We start from the raw sequence: 21,864 nt of genomic DNA on the forward strand, positions 1-21,864 counted from the left end.
CGACTTCCCCTCCCGTTGCCAACACGATTGTCGTGCAGAACATCTGGATTCTTCCTACCCGACGGCGCGAGCGGAACTCGTCCACTGGTTGTGACGTCCGAGCGTGCGTGCCGGTTCCCCGGCCTGCGTTCCGGCTCTCGCGCTGCCTGTGTCCTTCAGACGGACTGCTGGGTCGGTCAGTTCTGCATGCGCGCCAGCATCATTCCCATCAGCCCCGCCTCCCGACCCTGCGAAGTGATCATGTCGCGGGCCGCCAGCTTCACCGGACCGCTGCTCAACAGCCGGTCGGCGGCCTGGGCCATCACCACGGCACCCTGGTGATGGCGTTGCATGAGCCGCAGGAACATCACCTCCGAGTCCCGGCCGCGGGCGACCGCGAGGCGATCGAGTTCGTCTTGGGTGACCGCGCCCGGCATCGTGGCCGATTCCGCGGCCGCCGAGCGGTGGTCGTGACCGGGCATGCGCATCCACGCCATCGGCTCGGGATTGGTGACCGTGGCTCGCGCCAGGGTGAGCCAGCCCAGCATCATCCCGAGCTCGGTGCGCTGGGTGTCGGCCACCTGTTGGGCCAGCAGCCGCACGGTCGGATCGACATCGTCGGCCAGCCGCTGAGTGAGCAGGAGCGCCTGCTGGTGGTGCGCGGTCATGTCCTGCACGAAGGCGATCTCCACCGGGCCGAGTACCGGAGCGGGCTCGGCCCGGTCGGCGATCAGCAGCGGCCGGGCCGCCGCGCCGAGCGCGAACAGCCACAGCGCCGTACAGACCGCCGCGCCGACGGCGAGCCCGCCGCGCACAGTCACGACCCGACGGTGGAGAGCTGGTCGGCCGGCGGGGTGTAGACCGCCGGATCGAGCTTCAAGGTCATGAACCCGTTGTCGGTGCACGTCACGTACAGCATGTCCCCGCGCCACTCCGGGGGCGAGAAGCACCAATCGCTGGACAGATCGCCGCCCAAGACCATGCCGCTGCGCTCACCGAGCGCCTGAGCGGGATCGAATCGACCTGCCACGCCGGACTGCAGCACCGCGGGCAACTCCAGAACAGGGACGCCGATGATCGAGGCCACCGCGTGTACGGAGTTCCACAGTTCCGGGCCGCGGCCGGTCTGCGCGGGCGGGTTGTAGTAGGCGATTTCGCGGGGATGGAACGGGTCGCGCACATCGAACACCCTGACCCCCGAGGAGGCCCAGCCGCAGGCCAGAGCGGTGGGGTCCACCGGGCGGTCGGCGGCGCAGTAGTGCGAGTCGTAGGCGAACAGCGAGCCGCCCATCGCCGAGGCCAGCATCGAATCCTGGTGATGCGGCAGATTGACCTCGAGTTTGATCGCGTGCGCGATCCGCGGTGCGGCCGGATCGGCGACGTCGATCAGCTTCACACCGCCGGAACCGGCCTCGTCCACCGTGAACAGGTACGGCCGCCCGTCGTAGGTGACCGCGATGCTGTGCTGGGTCGCCCAGCCGTCGGTCCATGTGGTCTGCGACAGCACCGGCACCTGCGGGTTCGGTGCACGGCGCTGCACCTGCGAGGTGTCGAGCACGGTCAGCCCGCCCATATTGTTCGACAGGTACATCCGGGTGCCGTCCGGGCTGAATCCCATGCCGTGCATGGACATTCCGGGCAGACCTTGCCAGAGCACGCGCGGTGCGGACGGGTCGGTGATGTCGACGGCGCTGACGATGCCCGGCGCGGTGCCGGAGGTCCAGTAAGTGTTGCCGTCCGGCGAGAAGCCGCCCTCGTGTGCGGTGAGGGGCAACGGCATGGCCAGGTCGGTGCCCGGTCCGGGATTGAGCAGGCGCGGATGCGCACAGTCGGTCACGTCGTAGATCGACAGCAGCCCGACGCCGGTCAAGGCGGGCACCCCGGCGCCGACGAGGAGTTTGCGCCCCTGGTGCACCTTCAGCGTCTCCCAAGTCCCCGCCAGCATGGCCGGTTCGGTCAGGACGGTCGACAGCACCGGAGCGGTGGGCGTGGAGGCGTCGACCACCTGCACGCCCGCTGCCGGGTCGAGCAGATTCCCCGGGAAGAAGGAGCCCATATAGGCGCAGTGCTCGAAACTGGTCGAGGTGATGGCCCCACCACGTCCGGGATAGGCGCCCAGGCGGGTGATGTTGCAGCTGTAGCCCTGGGTGCTGCGGCCGCTGGTCCGGTCGCCGGCGGGCACATCGCCCTGCAGACCGGTTTCCGGCGTCGCTCCCGGACCACACACGGCGCGCTCGGCGGCCACGTCGACGACTCCGGCGGTCTCCCGCACACCGGGGTCCGCGGGCTGGGCGAGAACATCGCCGAACGGCAAGACGGTGGCCGCGGCTATCGCGAGCACGGACAGCCGGGCTACGCGGGACAACGAGTACGACATCATGGTCGGCCCCTCGACATTGAGGGCACTTTCGTGCATCTACGGCAGCCGACATGGCCGGCACCCGAACCGGACTAGGCTGTCCGGTTGTTAGAGTAGTGTGCGTGACATCACCTCGCCGCGTCAACCGTGGCCCGAGCGCAGCCGCCGACAATCGCGCGGCACTGATCGTCGCCGCGCGAAAGCTGTTCGCCGAGAGCGGCTACGACGTGCCGATGAGCCTGATCGCCCGCACCGCGGGTGTCGGCCAAGGGGTGCTCTACCGTCACTTCGCCACCAAGGACGCGCTCGCGCTCGCCGTGTTCGAGGAGAACATCATCGAGGTGGAGAAGATCGCCGCCGATCCGAGCACCACCGTCGAGGACGTCCTGAAGGTCATCATCGACCAGATCACCGCCTCGGCGGCCTTCATCGCCATGCTGAACCCGAGCAGCGACGACCCACGCATCTTCGAGCCCGCGTTCCGCCTGCTCACCCTGGTCGGTGACAAGCTCGCCGACCCGGTGCAGCGCGGCGGTATCCGCGCCGGCATCGAGGCGACCGACATCGTGCTGGCCGTGGGCATGGTGGCCGGCGTGCTCACCCGCACGGACGCGGGGTCCCGGCAGTACACCGCCGAGCATGCCTGGTCGTTGCTGCTGCACGGCATCCACGAGTGACCCGGGGCGGAGGGTCCCCCGGCCGTTCAGATCTCCAGATCCTCCTCGATGCTCCGCAGCCGGTGGCGGGCCAGCGCCAAGTTGCCGCGGGTGCGGTCCAGAGCCAGGTAGAGGAACAGTCCCCTCGACTTGCGGCCGGTCATCGGCCTGATGATGTGGTACTGACCCGACTGCGTGATCAGAATGTCCTCGATCTCCTCGTCGAGGCCCAGGCTTTCCATCGTCCGCAGCTTGGCGCGCACCACCTCGGTGTTGCCCGCGGCGGCGACCTGCAGGTCCAGTGCCTTCGAACCGCCGAGCATGCCCAGCGCCATGCCCGAGTTGTAGTCGACGACCGCGGCGCCGATCGCGCCGTCGATCACCATCATGTCCTTGAGGGCCACGTCCATAGCGGTCATGGGGGATTCCTTTCACTACCTTTGTCGATCACTGTGTGTCTCGACCCGCCTCGCGATCGCCTCGGATGCCCGGCGACGACACGGGCCATCGGCCGCTGCTCCGGAAGCCGCGCCGACGAAGGACGCCTCAGACCTCGAGGTCTTCCTCGATACCCTTGAGCCGGTGCCGGGCGAGCGCCAGGTTGGCCCGGCCACGGTCGAGCGCGAGGTAGAGGAACAGGCCCTTGGACTTGCGCCCGGTCATCGGCCTGATGATGTGGTACTGGTTCGACAAGGTGATGAGGATGTCCTCGATCTCGTCGTTGAGGCCGAGGCTGTCCATGGTGCGCAGCTTGGCGCGCACCACCTCGGTGTTGCCCGCGGCGGCGACCTGCAGGTCCAGCGCCTTCGAACTGCCGAGCATGCCCAGCGCCATGCCCGAGTTGTAGTCGACGACCGCGGCGCCGATCGCGCCGTCGATCACCATCATGTCCTTGAGGGCCAGATCCATATTGCTCATTCGTGTTCCTCTCATTCGACCTTTGTCGGCTGTTTGTGTCTCGGCCCGTTCGACAGCACCGTCAGATGATCGGCGATGGCGCGAGCCACCGGCCGCGACTCCAGGTGGAGGCGGCCGACGTTCACTTCGGATTCCGCGAGGACGGTCAGCGAGGCCCAGCCCGCGGTGTAGATGACCACGTAACCGCCGGAGCCGTGCACGACGACCTCGTCGAATCCCCCGCCGTGCGCGGTACTGGACAAGCGATAGGACAGCGCCAGATGCGAGGCGGTCAGCGCCGCCATGCCATCGGGCTCGATGTGGCCCGGCAGATCGTGGGTGATCAGCAGGCCGTCACCGGATGCCACCAGCGCACCGGTCAGCCGGGGCACACGATCGCGCAGCCCGTGCAACTCGGCCAGCACCACCGCGTACGGTTCGGGTCCCGACATCGCCACCTTGGTCAACCTTCCCATCCAATCGCCGAGCAGTTTCTTCCGCGCGGTCACTCGAGCTCCTCCAACGCCGCCCGCACCCGGACGAGCACGCTCATATCCACCTGCTCCCAGCGCTCCCGCTCGGCGGCGGGCACGGCCCGGCGTATTCGCTGCCGAAGCGGCTCGGGCGGTGCGGGATTCGGCGCGGGATTCGGCGCGGGCGCGGCGCGATTCACCGGCGCGACCGAGCGGGCCGGCGGGGCGACCGGTCCGGGCGGCGGGGCGATGGGCGCACCGCGCACCGGCCGCGTCACAGGCGGTAGCAGCGTGATGTTCGCCCGCTCCTGCCGTGCAGGCACAGGCACACGCTCCGGCGGGGGCATCGGTTCCGCGCGACCGGTCATCGGCGCACGCCCCGACCGGGACAGCAGCTCCGCACAGCCCCGGCTCTCGGCCCGCTCCGGCCGCGGCGGTTCGACATGATCGGGGGAAGGCGTTCGCTCCGGCAGCGCGGGGAGCCGGAGGCCCGACGAGCGCGAACCCCCGTCCGCACTCTCGGTCAGCGCCACGTGCGGCGAATCCGGTTCGAGCGCAGCCGGTTCGATCAGACCGGCGACGGTGAGTTCGCGCACCGCCGTGAGGCATCCGTAGGTGGTGCGGCCGAGGTAGCGAGCGATGTCGGTGACGCTGCGCCTGGTGTCGGCGGCAGCAAGTACCTCCGCTTGCCCGGCGGTGAGCACCACCCGACGACGATGCACCCGTCGCACGGGAACCACCGGCGCCCGGTCGACCAGTTCGGCGGGCCACGGCCCCGATCCGGGATCGCCGCGCCGCTCGCATTCGCGCACCAGTTCCCGAGGCCGCACATGACATACCCGTGCCAGCCAGTGCGCGGGCGCGGGCCGGAACTCCGGCGCGGCGCCGGAGGAGAGCAGGAAGTACGCCGCGTCGTATACCGACAGCAGGGCAAGGGTTTCCAGTTGCGGCTGCTCGAGCACCCGGCTGGGATCACCGGCCCCGGCGCGCTGCCAATCCTCGGGGGTGGCCACGCCCGCTTCCACCACCAACCGATCCAGACCGGTTGCCCGATGGCAGTGCGCGGACGCTATCGCGCCGTAGGCGAGGTGGAATTCCCCGTCACCGGCCAGCAACACGCCGGTACTGCCCTCCTGCTCCAGCCTGCGCAGTTCGACGGCGAGGTCACCGCTCATCGTCACCCTCGACGAACTCGGTGAGGACGGCCTTCAGCTGGAAGCGGGCCAGTCCCAGATTGCCGGTCTCGGCGTCGCAGACGACGTGCACGAATATGCGCCCGTCGAAATCGCCGTCCACCAGATACAGCAGGTGATAGCCGCCCCCGCCGCAGACGATGATCTCGCTGATGTCGTCCTCGCCGGACCCGCTCGCCAGGGCCGAGCAGCCGAGCACCGCGCGTACCACATCCGTCGTCCCCGCGGCGTCCTCGTGCTGATCGACCAGCTCGTGCCTGCCCGCCGCCGCGATCGCCAGACCGCTCGCACCATCCACCATCGTCACGCTGCGCGCACCGGGAATGTCCATGATGCGTTTCAGGCAGCCGTCTATACCGAGCACCGCTTCACCGCTTGTCTTCCGAAGGTTTGCCCTCGTTTATCGCCAAGGGCTGACAAGTGCCCGACGCTACACACGAAAGGCGAAAGTTGCACGGCGAACGCAGTGAAACTCATTTATTCCCAGCATTTCCCCCGCTCACGCAACAAACAATACCTCTCGGTTTTCAAACCGCCGAGTATTTCATACCAGTCGGTATAGTTTGCCACCATGTGCGTCGACTACAGAACGAATACTGCAAAAGGAAATCTCCGGTCGGCTGCGGATCGCGGCACCGACGAGCGCCCGCGCGGCTTCGCTCACTGCCCCAGGGCCTCGTCGGAACCGGCGCTTCACCGGCCGGACAGCAGGCATGACCACCGGCGCACTCGCCTCGATCGCCCGGCCGAGCCGCGCCTCGCCCGCCCGCGAACTCCGAGCCCCGCCCGCACCCGAGGACCACCCGTCGGCGCCGTTCTCCCCATTTGCCCGCATCGGCATGTCGGCGCCTGCAATAGGCGATCACCCCGGCGATCCACACCGGATGAGAAATCGAGACTCTTCCGGAGCAAATTCTCCGAAGCCCCTCCCCATTCCGCCCGATTTCGGGACAGGCGCTCACCGTGAATCCATTCCGCATCCATTTCTCCGAATTCTCCGCGGAACACCCTCTCATATCTCCGGGGCAGCGGTTCGCCACAGCCGATTCCACACCACAGGAGAATTCGGCAGTTGCGAACCGGTCCACCGGCGGCGCACGCCACACAGCCGTGAGCCCATCGATCCGCGTCGCGCACCATCGAAACCGAGCGGCAGGACCACGCGAAGGCGGCGGCCGGCTCCACGGGGACGCAGTGGCCGACCCCTCCGTCCGCCGACTGCCCCGCGAGCGCGGAGACACCGACAGCAGTCGTTTTCCCAATATTGCGAACGCAAATCTGCGTCCGACCTACGGCAGCGCGAATCGTCATGGCGAAAACCCGATTTCACGGGTCCGGCGGCATCGCACAGCGACCGAGACCCGAACTCCGCGCAGCGCAGTTTACGATCCGCAACCCCGGTCGGCGACGGAATTGCGGATCAGAGCTTCCCGTCGGTAGATATGAGAGCGGGCCGATCGGCCAGATAGGCGTCGGCGAGGATGTCGCCGAGGCGGTTCGTCTGCCCGATGAGCCCGGGGATGTCGATCGCGACCACACCCGCCTGCCAGGCCCCGGTCAGTTCCACGAATCCGCCGACGGCCATCAACACCATGCGATGGAACTCGCCGAAATCGACTCCGGCCCGCAGGTAGGGCTCCATACTCGTCGCCAGCATGTCGGTGACGACCAGCACCAGGTCGCGACGACGGCGCTCGAGCACTTCGCTGCCCGCGTGATCGCCGAAGAGCACCTGGGTGCGGCGCGGGTCCTCGGCCAGACCGCGCACCACCGCCTCGACCGCGCGATGCAGCACATCCAAGGGCAGCGCGTCGGCCGGATCCCCGATGGCGGCGGTCAGGATGGCGGTGGTCTCGTCACGCACGTGGTCCCACGCGGCGGCGAGCAGTTCGGAGCGATCGGCGAAGCTTTCCCGGAAGTACCTGTCGTTCAACCCCGCTCGCGCGCAGACACTGCGCAGGCTGACCGCCGCCCAGCCGCTCTCCACCCACACGTCGATGGCGGCGTCGATGAGCTGGGCGCGGCGGGCGGCGCGGCGGGCCTCGACAGTCCGTCCGCCCCACCTCGATGGGCTGGTCATGAGTCCATCTTGACAAAAGGAGGCACCACAGGAGTCAATTGGTGACGAGTCGTCACCAATTGATGACGCACCGGCTCGCCTCGACCTTCGCAGCGCCGCGAAAGGACAGCAGATGTACACACGACTTCTCCGTGGGCTCAAGCAACGTGCCGCCGATCTCGCCGACCTCTACCCCGCCAGGCCGGGCCCGCTCGCCGAACCACCGGCGGGCAGCGGCCTGCTGCCCGTGCTCGGCGATGGCGGAGCGCCGTTGCTCGGCCACTCCCTGCGCGTCTACCACGACCCGATCATCTGGGCCCGCAACGCCTTCGACAAGTACGGCGAGGTGTCCTGGACGAGCGTCTTCGGCCGCCGTGCCGTCGCCGTATTCGGACCCGACGCGCTCGAGGTCGTCTGGAGCAACAAGGACAAGGTCTTCTCCAGCGAGCAGGGCTGGGAGTACTGGATCGGCCCGTTCTTCCGTCGCGGCATCATGCTGCTCGACTTCGACGAGCACCTGCACCATCGGCGTATCATGCAACAGGCGTTCACTCGCCCGCGGCTGATCGACTATCTCGACATGATGCGTCCGGGTATCGATCGCGAACTCGCCTCATGGCAGCCCGAACCCGGTTTCCTGCTCTACGCCAATGTCAAGCAGATGCTGCTCAACCTCGCCACCGAGGTCTTCGTCGGCGCGGAGCTCGGCCCGGAAGCCAAGCGAGTCGAGCACGCCTTCGAGGACACCGTGGTCGGCGGTCAGGCGTTGATCCGCACGCCCGTTCGCGGCGGCACCTGGGATCGCGGCCTGCGCGGACGACGACTGCTCCAGCAATACTTCCGCGACCAGCTGCCGGCCAAGCGCGCGGGCGACGGCACCGACCTGTTCAGCGCTCTGTGCCGCGCCACCAGTGACACCGGTGACACCTTCAGCGACGAGGACATCGTCAACCACATGATCTTCGTGCTGATGGCCGCCCACGACACCAGCGCCGTCACCCTGTCCATGCTCACCTACCTGCTCGGCAAGAACCCGTACTGGCAGGAACGCCTACGGGCCGAGTCGCTGGCCCTCGGCAAGGATTTCCTGGAATACGACGACCTCGACAAGCTCACCTCGCTGGACCTGGCCTTCAAGGAAACCCTGCGCATGTACGCCCCCGCGGGCGTGCTCATGCGTCAGGCTCTGCGCGACACCGACATCCTCGGCCACTACATTCCGGCGGGCACCGACATCATCATCGGCGCCTACCCCTCCATGCGGCTGTCGCGCTGGTGGCCCCGCCCCGACGAATTCGACCCCGAACGCTTCGCCGACGACCGCCGCGAGGACAAGATCCACCGCTACGCCTGGTCCCCCTTCGGCGGCGGGGCGCACAAGTGCATCGGCCTGCACTTCGGCGGCATGACGGTGAAGTCGATCATGCACCGCATGCTGCTGCAGTACGAGTGGAGCGTCCCCGAGGACTACCAGGTGCCGCTGGCGTGGGGCACGGGTCCGACCCCCGAGGACGGCCTGCCGATCAATCTCCGCCCGCGCTACACACGCAGGGCCGAAGAGGTGTAGTCGACGACACGCTGCGCCCTGAACGCTCCCCGATGTTTCTCGTGGCCCGAGCCCCTCGGGTTGGCTACGGTTGAGCCATGACCGCACTGCCCGACTGGATGCGCCCACCACGCGCCGAAGGCTGGTTCGCGGAAGACCTCGACCGCCTTCCCGAGGCGCCTCGCCACACCGAACTCATCGACGGAGCCCTCGTCTTCATGATGTCGCCGCAGCGCTCGTGGCACGGGCGCCTGGTCACCGCCTTGACCACGACCCTGGGGAAACAGGCGCCTGCGGGCTTCGAGGTCGAGCGGGAGATGACCGTGCGCCTCGACGCACGCAACCGGCCGGAGCTGGATCTCCTCGTCACCACCGCACCCTACGACCCGGACCGCACCTGCTATCACGCCGACGAAGTGGTTCTCGTCGTCGAGGTGGTCTCCCCCGAGTCCGCCCACCGAGATCGCACGGTGAAGCTCCGCAAATACGCCGAGGCCGGCATCCCGCACTACTGGTGTATCGAGGAGGAGAGCGGCGCGCCGGTCGTCCATGCCTACGAGTTGGACGGACCGACAGGCGTCTACGCCCCGGCGGGTATCTTCCGTGGCACGTTCCAGCGGCCGGTCCCCTTCGAGGTCGCCGTCGACCTGAACGCACTCGTTCCGCATCCGCGCCGCTGAGGGGCTCCGGACGATCCCTCGACCACGACCACCGGCAGGGCCTGAGGGATCCAGGCTGATCTGCCAGGATCGTCCGCATGAGAACAGCGGCCCGGGGCGGCATGATTCCTGGCGGCACCCTGGTTCTGCTGTCCGCCCTGTATTTCGCCCAGGGCCTGCCCTATGGCTTCTTCACCCAGGCGCTGCCGGTGGTGCTGCGCGAGTCCGGTTTCTCGCTGGTCGAGATCAGCACCACCGGCATCCTGTTCGCACCGTGGGGCCTGAAGTTCCTGTGGGCGCCCTACGTCGACCACTACGGCACCCGGCGGCAGTGGTTGCTGTCGCTGCAGCTCACGTCGGCGGCGGTGGCACTCGGTCTGGCCTGCCTGGACCTGTCGTCGTCGTTGCGCTGGCTGTTCGTCGGTATCGCGGTGGTCAATCTGGTGTCCGCGACGCAGGATATCGCCACCGACGGGCTGGCCGTCGGACTGCTCGGACCGCGGGAACGCGGTCTGGGCAACGGGATTCAGGTGGGCGCTTACCGGATCGGGATGATCGTCGGCGGCGGCGCGCTGCTGTGGTTGTTCGCGTTCGCGGGCTGGCGCAGCCTGTTCGTCGCGATGGCGGTCCTGTTGCTGGTGACAGTGATCCCGGTCTGGTGGCTTCCGCAGACCTCGACGCGCGGCAGCTCCGAGACTGCGCGAACGCGACCGGTCACGTTGGCGACCGGCTGGTGGAAGCGTCTGCGCAGACCGGGCATGCTCGCGTTCATCCTGCTCCTCGGCGGCTTCAAGTTCGGTGACTCGATGGGCTCGTCGATGGTCGGCCCGTTCATGTCCGACTCCGGCCTCGGCCTGGAGCAGATCGCACTGGTCAAGGGCGTCCTGTCCTCGGTGGGCGCGCTGGCGGGCGCGGCGGCGGGCGGCTGGCTGTGCTTCCGGCACGGACGTCGTCAGGCACTGCTGATCGGCGGGGTCACCCAAACCGCGAGTCTCGCCCTGTATGTGCTCGCCGCGCTCGGCGTCGGCGGATTCGGGCTCATCGTCTCGGCGAGCCTGGCCGAACACATCCTCGGCGGCGCCGCGACCGTCGCGGTGTTCGCGCTGATGATGGACGCCTCGGACCCCGACCACGCGGGCAGCGACTACACCCTGCTGGCTTGCGCGGTCGTCACCGTCCAGGGGCTCGCCGGATTCGCCGCAGGAGCCGTCGGCGATCTTCTCGGCTATCCGGCCTTGTTCGGGACGAGCCTGGTTCTGTCGGGAATCGGTTGCGCCGCTCTGCTTGTCGCCATCGACCGAGGTAAGGGGCCGAGCGGCGTCCACGGGGCGTGGGCGAAGCCCGTCTTCGCCGCACAGCAGAGCTGAGCCAGGCTCCACCGCTGATCTCGACGTCCACAAGACCCCGGCAAACCTGAGGAACCGGGCTCGGAGCCGCGCGGACATCGACAGCAGAGGAAGCCCGAGAGGACAGGTCCGACCAGACTTTCGACTGCCGTCGACACGCGGACCTGAGTGAGCCGACAGTCCCCTCTCTCGCTACCGGGGCAGCGCCGATGCGGGCGGAAAAATGATACTGGGCGGTTGCTATGTCACCGCCTATGCTTCTCGGCATGCACGCCGACCCCACGACCGACAACGACGCCGACGTGATCATCGTCGGCAGTGGCTTCGGTGGCGCCGTGAGCGCGCTTCGACTGGCTGAACAGGGCAAACGGGTCATCGTCCTCGAACAGGGACGGCGCCACACCCGCGACGACTTCACAGCCGCCCGGCGTGACCTCCGCAAGTACCTGTGGCTGCCCGAACTCGGCCTTCGCGGATTCTTCTGGCAACGCGTCCTCGCCCACGTCGGCATCATCGGCGGCGCGGGCGTGGGCGGCGGCAGCATCGTGTGGGCGGGCGTGCTGCTCGAACCCGAGGAAGAGTTCTTCACCGACCCGGCCTGGCCGGAATCACCGACCGGCTGGCGCGCCGAACTCGCCCCGCACTACCGGACGGCGGCGCGCATGCTCGGCCGCGCGGTCTCCCCTTTCGCCGGGCCGATGGACGAACACCTGCGGTCCGCCGCCGAGACCCTGGGTGCGGGCGGCACCTACGGGCCGACTCCGATGGCCATCTATTTCGGCGAGGAGGGCGTGACGGTGCCCGACCCGTTCTTCGGCGGCGAAGGCCCCGACCGCACCGGGTGCCGACTGTGCGGCGCCTGCCTGATCGGCTGCGCGTACGGCAGCAAGAACACCCTCGACCTCAACTACCTCTGGCTCGCCGAACGCCGCGGCGCCGAGATCCGCTCCGAGCGGCACGTGACCGAGGTCGCCGAACTCCCCGGCGGCTACGAGGTCCGCACCGCTTCGGGCGAGCGGTTGCGCGCACCGGAAGTGGTCCTGGCCGGGGGTGTGCTCGGCACGGTCGAACTGCTGTTCCACTCCCGCGAGGCCGGACTGCTGCCGCGCGTGTCCGACCGGCTCGGGATGGGTGTGCGCACCAACTCGGAAGCGATCACCGCCGTGCTCGCCGACGATGTCGACACCGATTTCACCCGCGGCCCCACCATCTCCAGCGAGTTCTATCCGGACGCGAAAACCCATGTGACACAGAACCGCTACGTCGGCGGATGGCACATGCGTTTCCAACTCGGCCCGCTGGTCGACGGCGACGATCCCGCGCGACGCCGCCGCCGCACCGCGCGCGCCCTGCTCGCCCACCCTCTCCGGCAGTTGCGTGTCGTCTTCGCCCGCAACTTCCTGCGCCGCCTCAGCGTGTTCACCGTGATGCAGAGAGTCGAGAACGAGATCCGGCTCGTGTTCGACCGCTCACCGGTGCGTCCGTGGCGCAAGGTCCTGCGCTCCCGCTCGGTCGCCGACAAGCAGGCCCCCAGCTACCTTCCCCAGGCGAACGACGTGGCCCGCGCCTTCGCCGCCTCGGTCGGCGGCCGCCCGCTGAACCTGCTCCTGGAGAGCATCGGCGGCAAATCCATCACCGCCCATATCCTCGGCGGCGCGTCCATGGGCCGCGACGCCTCCGACGGCGTCATCGACACCGATCACCAGGTCTTCGGCCATCCCGGCCTGTATGTCGTCGACGGCTCGGCCGTCCCCGCCAATGTCGGCGTCAGCCCGAGCCTGACCATCACCGCGATGGCCGAACGCTTCGCCGCCCGCCACGCGGCCCGTACCGGAAGAGCAGTCAGCTGAACGCATCCCGCCCCGAAATCCCGCAGTCCCTGACCCAGCTGCGAGGGCTGTTCGGCACCTCGTCCGCCGGGGACACACCGATCACCGGCAGCTACCGCGCCGAGTTCGTCGGCCCCCGGCCGCTGCGGTTCGCCGCGCCCCGCGCCATCGCCCTCGGCGGCATGCGCCGCTGGCACGGCAAGCGGTTCGCCGGGGACGGGACTGCGATCAACGTGCTCCGCTCGCCCGGCGACGAGGCGTCACTGGTCGAACGGCTGCCCATGACCGTGGCCACCGAGCCGTCCTGGCTGGACGGGCAGCCCGCGATCGCGGTCTCCTACGGCAGCGGCGGACCGATCCCGTGGCGATGGGTTCGTGACGAATTCCGGGTACTCGACGAGAGCACGCTGCTCGGACTCACCTTCGTCGGCGGCCGCTGGTCACGCATCGCCGCCGCCCCGTTCCTGCTGATCCGAGAGGATTGACCCGCCGTCCCACGGAGCGCTGATGCGGGCGCCCGGAAAAGCAGAAAACCCGCGCCGAGGCGCGGGTTTCCTTGTCTGTCAGCTCTTAGATAGCGCGGACGCTCTGAGCCTGCGGACCCTTCTGGCCCTGCCCGACCTCGAACTCGACACGCTGACCCTCATCGAGGGACTTGAAGCCGGAGCCGGAAATCTCGGAGTAATGCACGAAAACGTCCGGACCGCCACCGTCTTGCGCGATGAATCCGAAGCCCTTTTCGCCGTTAAACCACTTCACACTGCCTTGCGACATACTGTTGTCTTACTTCCTGTTGTGAGCCGGGCGATCACTTCAACAACCCGTGCTCATCACCGAGCCTGCCACAGTCCCGGCTGTCTCAGCCCCAAAGGTGAGGCAGCGCACGTCGGCGAATACCTCGGCACGCCCCTCACCCGATCGCCCTGTGGGCCGAGACCCGCGCGGCGCTCGATCAGACCTGATCGGGCTTGCTCGCCGTCTCGGCGGTCTTGCCGTCTTCGGCGGTTCGTTCCGCGCGCTGCGCTTTCACATCGGCCTGCCACTTCTCGAAGTCCGCCCGCATCACCTCGATCTGACGTTCGACGGCTTCCCGGGTATCCGACCACCAATTCTGCGCGGCCTCCCGCAGGTCCGCCGTGGTCTTCTCGAACTCGTTCCCCTCGCGCTCGAGGGTCGCGCTCAACTCCTCGCGCCGAGCCTGCAGCGCGGCGCGACTTTTCTCCCGAGCCTCGGCCGACGACTCTTCGTACTGCTTCACGCGGGCCGCGAGTTCCATCAGCGATTCCGACAACGGTTTCATATTCGTGCCCTCTCGAATCCTCGATCGTCAGGAAGAACCGGCATCCATCCCCCTGAGCATGGCTCTCGCGTTCCCGTTCCGCCAAGGGCACGATGTCACCTCATATCCCCCGACTTCCTCCCCTCGAGGTTCGGACGAGTCGGGGGGGAAGCCGGGCGCATCCGCCTGCACGACATCCATGCCCTGTGCCAGGTCTGTGATGCTCCCGAGAAGCTGCCGGGCCTGCTCGACCTGGCGAAAGTCGCCGCGTCCCACGACGGCGACGGCCTGTGGTGGTATAAGCCCCCCTGTTGAGCCGGACCACCGTGTCGCGGTCCGGCTCAACAGGCAGCGGATCATCACCAGGAAGCGAAGCCCGGTCCAGGTGAACCTGCTGCTGGACGAAACCGTCGTGCGGCGAGCCGTCGGCGGCGCGAGAACGATGGCTGGCCAACTGCATAATCTGGCCGCCCTCCCGGCGAACGTCCACCTTGCTGCCGTTCAGCAGCGGATACCCCCTGGGCGTGGCATGCGCCTTCCACAGTTCGGCGGCAACTCGCCGCAGCGTCGCAGCACTATGGTGAACATGTGGATTGGCTTGTGCAGACGGGCGCGGGTATTCGAGTCGAATGGGGCCAGGCCGGTGCCCAGACGTTGGGACCGCACAGCGCGGCGCTGATGGTAGTCGATGTGTTGTCGTTCACCACCGCGGTATCGGTTGCGGTCGACGCCGGAACTGCGGTGCTTCCCTATCCGTGGCGGGACGGCGGCGCGGAGGAATACGCGGCACGACACGATGCCACGTTGGCGGTGGGACGGCGCGCGACATCGCCGCAGCGGCCCTGGTCGCTGTCGCCGACCGCGTTGCGGCTTGCGCCCGCGCCGCGGCGATTGGTGCTGCCTTCACCCAATGGCTCGGCGATCGCGGCGGCGGTCTCCGGGGTGCCGGTGATAGCTGCGTGCTTGCGCAACGCCACCGCTGTCGCGGCGTGGATGGTCCGACAGGGGTGGGGCACAGCCGACCTACCGATCGCGATCATCCCCGCCGGGGAACAGTGGCCCGGCCAGGACGCCGTGAGGCCTGCCGTCGAAGACTGGATCGGCGCCGGGATGATCGTGTCCGCTCTGGTCGCGGCCGGGGCAGGACCATTGTCGTCGGAAGCATCGGCGGCCAAGACCCTCTACGAGGGATCCAACGACGTGCCCGGCCTCGTAACCGAATGCGCGTCAGGGCGTCAGCTCACCGACATGGGCTTCGGAGACGATGTGGTGGTTGCCACGGAGATGGACTCCAGCACCGCGGTTCCCGTGCTCATCGACGGCATGTTCGTCGACGGGGGCACTTCTCGGCGCGTCGTCTGACGCGGGGAGAGGCGATTCCGGCTTCTGGGCCATCACGGGACCGCGCCGCCGAGTGCGGGCCGGCGAGACCCTGCGTACGAAGACCACGTGGTGGGGCGAAATCTGCATATCGACGGCCTGCCACACACAGTCCTGCCGCATCCCGCGCTGACCAGACCGATCATCAAGGGTCGACAGCTGTCGCGCGACCTGGGTGTTCGTGCGGAACTTGGGATCGGTAGGTGGTGCGCGTGGCGTCTACTCACCCCATGACATCTTCTCAACCTCCCAAGAACCAACCGCAGTCCACCGGCTTGGACAAGAAGACCAGCGCGATCCTGTCGTACGCACTGGGATGGCTCACCGGAATCATCTTCCTGTTCGTAGGAAAGAACGATCCCGATGTGAAATTCCATGCCTCGCAGTCAATCGTCTTCTTCGGGGCGGTATCGGTGGTCAACATCGTTCTGAGCATCGTCGGCTCGCTCATCGGAGTCCTGGGGATCATCTTCAGCCTCGCCGGACTCGCAGTCGCGGTCTTCGCAGTCGTCGTCTGGATCATGGCCATGGTCCAGGCGAACAACACCGGCGGTGTCCGCGCAGAGCTTCCCATTGTCGGGAAATTCACTGCCCCGTATGCCGATCAGCTGGCCAACTCGGTCGAGTAGCGGCACATTCGAAGCCCCAACCGATCACCCTGATCAAGGATGCCGGTGGCACCCTACTGGCGGCGGCCGGTTACGACAGTCGGACACCAACGGCCCGAGGCTATCTCGGGCCGTTGGTGTCCGCGCGGAACGTCTGACCACCGCTTCCAACGCCCGCTCACTTCTTCGCAGACGACGATCCGCTAGACGTTGAAGCGGAACTGTTCCGGCGCGAAGCACCGTCATGACGAAGGCGCGATGTACTCGCACTGTAGGTCGGACACTCTCGCGATGTGCTCGAAGTCGTGGTCCGCGGCGAGCACGGTCGCATCGTTCACGATGGCGTAGCCGGCGATGAGGATGTCGAGCGAGCCGGCCGCGCCGACGAGTCCCGCATTCCACAGCGCTTCCTGGATATCGAGCACGAGCGATTCGTCGGGTGCGTGCTCGAGCGGGAACCCGAGGGAGATCTGCTCTCGGTAGTGTGCGTACCCCTCGGCGAGGTCGAAGACGGCTCGATTCGATCGCTCGCCCGTGAGCGCCTTGGCACGCTCGATCAGCTTCGGATCACAGTCGACGCCGGTGACTGCCATGATGGCCCCCTATCGTCATGACCACCTCACCCACACGCTCCACCGGCAGCTACCTCACGACGTGCGCCATCAGTGATGGCGGGCAGACCGCGCTCTCAGACGTTGAAGCGGAACTCGACCACGTCGCCATCGGTCATGATGTAGTCCTTGCCCTCCATGCGCACCTTGCCCGCGGCCTTGGCGGCAGCCATCGAGCCAGCCGCGACCAGGTCGTCGAACGCCACGACCTCGGCCTTGATGAACCCGCGCTCGAAGTCGGTGTGGATGACGCCGGCGGCCTTGGGCGCGGTGTCACCCTGGTGGATGGTCCACGCGCGCGCTTCCTTCGGACCGGCGGTGAGGTAGGTCTGCAGGCCGAGGGTGTGGAAGCCGGCGCGGGCCAGGGCGTGCAGGCCGGGCTCGGTCTGGCCGATGGATTCGAGCAGTTCGGCGGCGGACTCGTCGTCGAGTTCGAGAAGTTCGGCTTCGACCTTGGCGTCTAGGAAGACGGCGTCGGCGGGGGCCACGGCGGCCTTCAGCTCGGCCTTGCGGGCCTCGTCGGTGAGGACGGACTCGTCGGCGTTGAAGACGTAGAGGAAGGGCTTGACGGTGAGCAGGGACAGTTCCCGTAGCAGCTCGGTGTCGATTTCCTTCTGGGCGGCGAAGAGGGTGCGGCCCGCGTTCAGGATTTCCTGGGCGGCCTTGGCGGCGTCGGCGACCGGTTTGCGGTCCTTCTTGACCTTGGCTTCCTTGTCGAGGCGGACGACCGCCTTCTCCAGGGTCTGCAGGTCGGCGAGGATGAGCTCGGTCTCGATGACCTCGATGTCGGCGAGGGGGTCGACGCGGCCGTCGACGTGGATGACGTCGTCGTCGGAGAAGACGCGCACGACCTGGCAGATGGCGTCGGCTTCGCGGATGTTGGCGAGGAACTTGTTGCCCAGGCCCGCGCCTTCGGAAGCGCCCTTGACGATGCCCGCGATGTCGACGAAGGAGACGACAGCCGGAACAGTGCGCTCGGAGCCGAAGATCTCGGCGAGCTGGTCGAGCCTCGGATCGGGCAGCGGGACGACGCCGACGTTGGGTTCGATGGTCGCGAACGGGTAGTTCGCGGCCAGCACGTCGTTCTTGGTCAGCGCGTTGAACAGCGTCGACTTTCCGACGTTGGGCAGGCCGACGATTCCGAGGGTGAGACTCACGAGGAGTGGAGTCTACGCGGTGCGCGCGGCGGTCCGGCCGCCGCCGTCGCCGGAGGCAACGCCCGCCGGGACGGGGCTACGGCACGACGGCCCCGCACTCACGCCGCCCGCCGCCCGGCGAAGGATTTCCAGGCGCGAAACGGCGCTCGGTGGACGGGACCGATGCCGCGCCGACGGCGTAGCGTGAACGCATGGAGCCGACCTCCGAAACGGTGACGGCGCGGCCCGCTTCCGTACTGGCCGGGTTCGTCGACCACTACATCGGCTATCGGATGACCGGATACGCGCCCGGCCTGCACCGGGGACTGCCGTCGCGCCATCAGACCTTCATCGTCGCCATCGGGCCGACCATCGACGTCGTCGCCCAGACCGACCGCACCCAGAGTCCGGCCGACTACCGCTGCGTCCTCAGCGGGCTGCAGGCGAGCGCGGCCGCGATCGCGCACACCGGCCATCAGGAAGGGGTCGGGATCGCGCTGACGCCGCTGGGCTGCCGAGCGTTGTTCGGGTTGCCCGCGGGGGCGCTGTGGAACACGACGCTGGAGTGCGCGCAGATCGCCGGGCCGGTCGCGGACGAGCTGTGGGAGCGGTTGCAGGGGCCCGCGTCGTGGCCTGCTCGATTCGCGGTGTGCGACGAGGTACTGACACGGCTGGCGAACCCGCAGCGGCTGGTGACACCCGAGTTGACCTGGGCGTGGCGGACGGTGACCGGCAGTGGCGGGCAGGTGAGCGTGTCTGGGCTGGCCGATCGGATCGGCTGGAGCAGGCAGCATCTGACCAGGCGGTTCACCACGGAGTTCGGGCTCGGACCCAAGCTCGCCGCGCGGATCACCCGATTCGAGCGGGCGCGACGGATGATCGTCGGGACGCCGTCGTTCGTGACGCTCGCGCAGGTGGCCGCGAGCTGCGGGTACTACGACCAGGCGCATCTGAACCGGGACTTCGCGGAGCTGGCGGGGTGCAGCCCCACCACCTGGCTCACCGAGGAGGAGATTCCATCCGTCCAAGACGAGGCCGACGCCTCGGAGTGAGGCTGGAGTCATGACCGATTCGACAATCACCCCAGCAGAGACACAGACCGGCACCGCCGTCTGGCCGTGCCTGAGCTTCCGGGACGCGCACGCGATGATCGCGTTCCTGACCGAGGCCTTCGGCTTCGAGAAACGCGCCGTCTACACCCGGGAGAACGACGAGACGGTCGTCGAGCACGGCGAACTGCGCTGGCCGCTCGGCGGCGGCATCATGTTCGGCTCGGCGGGCAAGGACGACACCCCGTTCGGGCAGCGCACGCCCGGAAACGACTCGATCTACCTGGTGTGCGAGGACCCCGACGGCCTGTTCGCCCGCGCCACCGCGGCCGGGGCGGAGGTGGTGCGCGAACTCCGCGACGAGGACTACGGTTCCCGGGGATTCACAGCCCGCGACCCCGAGGGCAACCTGTGGAGTTTCGGCACCTACCGGGGCGAATAGGGGCAGCGGCTGGATCGCCATCCGTTACCTTGTGAGCTGTTCTCGGTGCCTCGCGTCACAGGAGTAGCGGATGGCGACAATCGAATATCTTCGGACCGACCCCGGTCTACCGCCGGTCGGGGTGGTCGACAGATCGCCGATGACCCCGGTCAAGAAGGGGGTCTTCGCCGCGATCGCGATACTCGGCGCGCTCGCCTGGGCGATCCTGGCCGTCGCGCGCGGCGAGAACGTGAACGCGGTCTGGATCGTCATCGCCGCGGTCTGCACCTACGTCATCGCCTATCGCTTCTACGCGCGATTCATCGAATGGAAGATCACCAAGCCGCGCGACGATCTGGCCACCCCGGCCGAAATCCTGGAGAACGGCAAGGATTTCATGCCGATGGACCGCCGGGTCCTCTACGGCCACCACTTCGCCGCCATCGCGGGCGCCGGTCCGCTGGTCGGGCCCGTGCTGGCGGCGCAGATGGGCTATCTGCCCGGCACGATCTGGATCGTGGTCGGCGTGTGCCTGGCCGGCGCGGTGCAGGACTACCTGGTGCTGTGGGCCTCGACCAAGCGGCGCGGGCGCAGCCTCGGGCAGATGGCCCGCGACGAACTGGGCGCGGTCGGCGGCGTGGCGGCCATCGTCGCGATTCTCGTGATCATGATGATCCTGCTGGCGGTGCTGGCGCTGGTGGTGGTCAACGCGCTCGGGGAGAGCCCGTGGGGTGTTTTCTCCATCGCGATGACCATCCCCATCGCCCTGTTCATGGGCGTGTATCTGCGGTTCATGCGGCCGGGGCGGGTCGGGGAAGTCTCGGCGATCGGCATCGTGCTGTTGCTGCTGGCCATCGTCGGCGGCGGCTGGGTGTCGGAAACCGAATGGGGCGCGGACTGGTTCACCCTCTCGCGGACCACCATCGCCTGGGCCCTCATCGGCTACGGCTTCCTGGCCTCGGTGCTGCCGGTGTGGTTGCTGCTGGCCCCGCGCGACTATCTGTCGACCTTCATGAAGATCGGCACCATCGGCCTGCTGGCCGTGGGCATCCTGATCACCATGCCGGTGCTGACGGCGCCGGCGATCTCGGACTTCGCCGCCACCGGGAGCGGCCCGGCCTTCGCGGGCAGCCTGTTCCCGTTCCTGTTCATCACCATCGCCTGCGGCGCGCTGTCGGGCTTCCATGCGCTGATCTCCTCCGGCACCACGCCGAAACTGCTGGAGAAGGAATCGCACGCGAGGATGATCGGCTACGGCGGCATGCTGATGGAGTCGTTCGTCGCGGTCATGGCGATCATCACCGCCTGCATCATCGACCAGCACCTCTACTTCGGCATGAACGCGCCGCTGTCGCTCACCGGCGGCACACCGGACAAGGCCGCGGCCTACACCAATTCGCTCGGCCTGGCAGGCGCGCCCGCCACCGCGGACACCTTCGCGAAGGCGGCCGAGGACGTCGGCGAGACCACGATCATCTCCCGCACCGGCGGCGCGCCCACCCTGGCCGTCGGCATCTCCGAGGTGTTCCACAAGTTCCTCGGCGGCGAGAGCATGAAGTCGTTCTGGTACCACTTCGCGATCATGTTCGAGGCGTTGTTCATCCTCACCACCATCGACGCGGGCACCCGCGTCGCGCGGTTCATGGTCTCCGACGCGCTCGGCAATTTCGGCGGGCCGCTGCGCAGGCTCAAGGATCCGTCCTGGCGGGTCGGCGCGTGGGTGTGCTCGCTGGTGGTGGTCGCGGCGTGGGGGTCGATCCTGCTGATGGGCGTCAGCGATCCGCTGGGCGGTATCAACGCGCTGTATCCGCTGTTCGGCATCGCCAACCAGCTGCTGGCCGCGGTGGCGCTGACGGTGGTGACCACCATTCTGGTGAAGAAGGGGCTGGGCAAGTGGGCCTGGATTCCCGGCCTCCCGTTGGCCTGGGATCTGGTGGTGACGATGACGGCGTCCTGGCAGAAGATCTTCTCCGCGGACCCCAAGCTCGGCTACTGGAAGCAGCACAGTCTGTGCCAACAGGCGCAGGAGGCGGGCAAGCTGTGTCTGACGGCGAAGACGCCCGAAGAGGTCGACATCGTGGTGCGCAACACCTTCATCCAGGGCACACTGTCGATCCTGTTCGCGGTACTGGTGCTGATCGTGGCGGTCGTCGGGGTGCTGGTGTGCGTGCGCGCCTGGCGGTCCGGGGACACCAGCACCACCGAGTCGCCGGAGGAACCGTCGAAGATCTTCGCGCCGAGCGGGTTCGTCGCCACCCCGGCGGAACGGGAAGTGCAGAAGCAATGGGACGAGTTGATCGCCTCCGGCGCGATCCGGGCGCCCGGCGCGGCCCACACGGTCACCGTGAAGTCGGGCGCGTGAGGACCGGTCTGCACGTCGATGC

The 21,864-nt window shown here is 68.0% G+C and carries 24 protein-coding genes; 12 read left to right on the forward strand and 12 right to left on the reverse strand.

Annotated elements, in window-relative coordinates; genetic code table 11:
- Positions 1–176: 176 nt before the first annotated feature.
- Both IU449_RS12405 and IU449_RS12410 read right to left on the reverse strand, forming a co-directional pair.
- Positions 177–800, reverse strand: a complete 624-nt coding sequence (locus IU449_RS12405; protein ID WP_416382138.1) for a DUF305 domain-containing protein — start codon at positions 798–800, stop codon at positions 177–179.
- Complete coding sequence (locus IU449_RS12410) at positions 797–2,356, reverse strand: LVIVD repeat-containing protein (protein ID WP_416382165.1); 1,560 nt, start codon at positions 2,354–2,356, stop codon at positions 797–799. Before IU449_RS12410 ends, IU449_RS12405 begins: the two co-directional genes overlap by 4 nt.
- 104 nt (positions 2,357–2,460) lie before the next feature.
- Here IU449_RS12410 and IU449_RS12415 point away from each other — a divergent pair, with 104 nt between their 5' ends.
- The gene (locus IU449_RS12415; RefSeq protein ID WP_195001939.1) at positions 2,461–3,015 is read left to right on the forward strand and encodes a TetR/AcrR family transcriptional regulator; all 555 of its coding nucleotides are present in this window, start codon (positions 2,461–2,463) and stop codon (positions 3,013–3,015) included.
- A gap of 26 nt (positions 3,016–3,041) precedes the next feature.
- Here IU449_RS12415 and IU449_RS12420 read toward each other — a convergent pair whose 3' ends face one another.
- The 6 genes from IU449_RS12420 to IU449_RS12445 form a co-directional block, all read right to left on the reverse strand.
- Entirely contained in the window at positions 3,042–3,413 is a 372-nt protein-coding gene (locus IU449_RS12420; RefSeq protein WP_195001940.1) for a hypothetical protein, read from the reverse strand.
- Between the two features lie 127 nt (positions 3,414–3,540).
- Positions 3,541–3,912: a hypothetical protein gene (locus tag IU449_RS12425; RefSeq protein WP_195001941.1), complete on the reverse strand. Its 372-nt coding sequence runs from the start codon at positions 3,910–3,912 to the stop codon at positions 3,541–3,543.
- Between the two features lie 11 nt (positions 3,913–3,923).
- A complete protein-coding gene (locus IU449_RS12430; protein WP_324188203.1) occupies positions 3,924–4,400 on the reverse strand; it encodes a roadblock/LC7 domain-containing protein in 477 nt (158 codons plus the stop codon).
- Positions 4,397–5,539, reverse strand: coding sequence for a hypothetical protein (locus IU449_RS12435; RefSeq protein ID WP_195001942.1), 1,143 nt, complete (start codon positions 5,537–5,539; stop codon positions 4,397–4,399). The genes IU449_RS12430 and IU449_RS12435 overlap by 4 nt, the downstream gene beginning before the upstream one ends.
- Positions 5,529–5,921, reverse strand: a complete 393-nt coding sequence (locus tag IU449_RS12440) for a hypothetical protein (protein ID WP_195001943.1) — start codon at positions 5,919–5,921, stop codon at positions 5,529–5,531. Before IU449_RS12440 ends, IU449_RS12435 begins: the two co-directional genes overlap by 11 nt.
- Positions 5,922–6,977: 1,056 nt before the next feature.
- Entirely contained in the window at positions 6,978–7,637 is a 660-nt protein-coding gene (locus tag IU449_RS12445; RefSeq protein WP_195001944.1) for a TetR/AcrR family transcriptional regulator, read from the reverse strand.
- Positions 7,638–7,749: 112 nt separating this feature from the next.
- Here IU449_RS12445 and IU449_RS12450 point away from each other — a divergent pair, with 112 nt between their 5' ends.
- From IU449_RS12450 to IU449_RS29015, 5 genes are all read left to right on the forward strand, one after another.
- A complete protein-coding gene (locus IU449_RS12450) occupies positions 7,750–9,183 on the forward strand; it encodes a cytochrome P450 (RefSeq protein ID WP_195001945.1) in 1,434 nt (477 codons plus the stop codon).
- A 77-nt stretch (positions 9,184–9,260) separates the two neighbouring features.
- Positions 9,261–9,842 carry a Uma2 family endonuclease gene (locus IU449_RS12455; protein WP_195001946.1) on the forward strand — a complete coding sequence of 194 codons (582 nt, stop codon included), beginning with the start codon at positions 9,261–9,263 and terminating at the stop codon, positions 9,840–9,842.
- Positions 9,843–9,919: 77 nt separating this feature from the next.
- Positions 9,920–11,188 (forward strand): MFS transporter, encoded by a 1,269-nt coding sequence (locus IU449_RS12460; protein WP_195001947.1) that lies wholly within the window; start codon positions 9,920–9,922, stop codon positions 11,186–11,188.
- Between the two features lie 245 nt (positions 11,189–11,433).
- On the forward strand, positions 11,434–13,017 hold the full coding sequence (locus IU449_RS12465) for a GMC oxidoreductase (protein ID WP_228803942.1): 1,584 nt from the start codon (positions 11,434–11,436) through the stop codon (positions 13,015–13,017).
- Between the two features lie 161 nt (positions 13,018–13,178).
- Positions 13,179–13,481, forward strand: a complete 303-nt coding sequence (locus IU449_RS29015; RefSeq protein WP_228803943.1) for a hypothetical protein — start codon at positions 13,179–13,181, stop codon at positions 13,479–13,481.
- Positions 13,482–13,566: 85 nt separating this feature from the next.
- Here the strand turns inward: IU449_RS29015 and IU449_RS12475 are convergent, their stop codons facing one another.
- A complete protein-coding gene (locus IU449_RS12475) occupies positions 13,567–13,770 on the reverse strand; it encodes a cold-shock protein (RefSeq protein WP_067863882.1) in 204 nt (67 codons plus the stop codon).
- Between the two features lie 178 nt (positions 13,771–13,948).
- Positions 13,949–14,296, reverse strand: a complete 348-nt coding sequence (locus IU449_RS12480; protein ID WP_195001948.1) for a hypothetical protein — start codon at positions 14,294–14,296, stop codon at positions 13,949–13,951.
- Positions 14,297–14,495: 199 nt separating this feature from the next.
- Between IU449_RS12480 and IU449_RS29840 the strand changes: the two genes are divergently transcribed.
- The 3 genes from IU449_RS29840 to IU449_RS12490 all read left to right on the forward strand — a co-directional run bounded on the left by IU449_RS29840 (position 14,496) and on the right by IU449_RS12490 (position 16,284).
- Complete coding sequence (locus IU449_RS29840) at positions 14,496–14,954, forward strand: Scr1 family TA system antitoxin-like transcriptional regulator (protein WP_416382139.1); 459 nt, start codon at positions 14,496–14,498, stop codon at positions 14,952–14,954.
- On the forward strand, positions 14,864–15,637 hold the full coding sequence (locus IU449_RS12485) for a 2-phosphosulfolactate phosphatase (RefSeq protein WP_324188204.1): 774 nt from the start codon (positions 14,864–14,866) through the stop codon (positions 15,635–15,637). The genes IU449_RS29840 and IU449_RS12485 overlap by 91 nt, the downstream gene beginning before the upstream one ends.
- 293 nt (positions 15,638–15,930) lie before the next feature.
- Positions 15,931–16,284 carry a DUF4870 domain-containing protein gene (locus tag IU449_RS12490; RefSeq protein ID WP_228803944.1) on the forward strand — a complete coding sequence of 118 codons (354 nt, stop codon included), beginning with the start codon at positions 15,931–15,933 and terminating at the stop codon, positions 16,282–16,284.
- Between the two features lie 221 nt (positions 16,285–16,505).
- Here the strand turns inward: IU449_RS12490 and IU449_RS12495 are convergent, their stop codons facing one another.
- Positions 16,506–16,856: a hypothetical protein gene (locus tag IU449_RS12495; RefSeq protein ID WP_228803945.1), complete on the reverse strand. Its 351-nt coding sequence runs from the start codon at positions 16,854–16,856 to the stop codon at positions 16,506–16,508.
- A 95-nt stretch (positions 16,857–16,951) separates the two neighbouring features.
- Entirely contained in the window at positions 16,952–18,031 is a 1,080-nt protein-coding gene (gene ychF, locus IU449_RS12505; RefSeq protein ID WP_195001949.1) for a redox-regulated ATPase YchF, read from the reverse strand.
- A gap of 191 nt (positions 18,032–18,222) precedes the next feature.
- Here ychF and IU449_RS12510 point away from each other — a divergent pair, with 191 nt between their 5' ends.
- The 3 genes from IU449_RS12510 (at position 18,223) to IU449_RS12520 (ending at position 21,842) form a co-directional block, all read left to right on the forward strand.
- Positions 18,223–19,062 carry a helix-turn-helix domain-containing protein gene (locus tag IU449_RS12510; RefSeq protein ID WP_195001950.1) on the forward strand — a complete coding sequence of 280 codons (840 nt, stop codon included), beginning with the start codon at positions 18,223–18,225 and terminating at the stop codon, positions 19,060–19,062.
- Positions 19,063–19,072: 10 nt separating this feature from the next.
- Positions 19,073–19,501, forward strand: a complete 429-nt coding sequence (locus IU449_RS12515) for a VOC family protein (RefSeq protein WP_195001951.1) — start codon at positions 19,073–19,075, stop codon at positions 19,499–19,501.
- A gap of 70 nt (positions 19,502–19,571) precedes the next feature.
- Positions 19,572–21,842, forward strand: coding sequence for a carbon starvation CstA family protein (locus IU449_RS12520; protein WP_195001952.1), 2,271 nt, complete (start codon positions 19,572–19,574; stop codon positions 21,840–21,842).
- The last annotated feature ends 22 nt before the right edge of the window (positions 21,843–21,864 follow it).

Origin of the sequence: Nocardia higoensis (genome assembly GCF_015477835.1) — a bacterium.
In the GTDB taxonomy this organism is placed as follows: Bacteria; Actinomycetota; Actinomycetes; order Mycobacteriales; family Mycobacteriaceae; genus Nocardia; species Nocardia higoensis_A.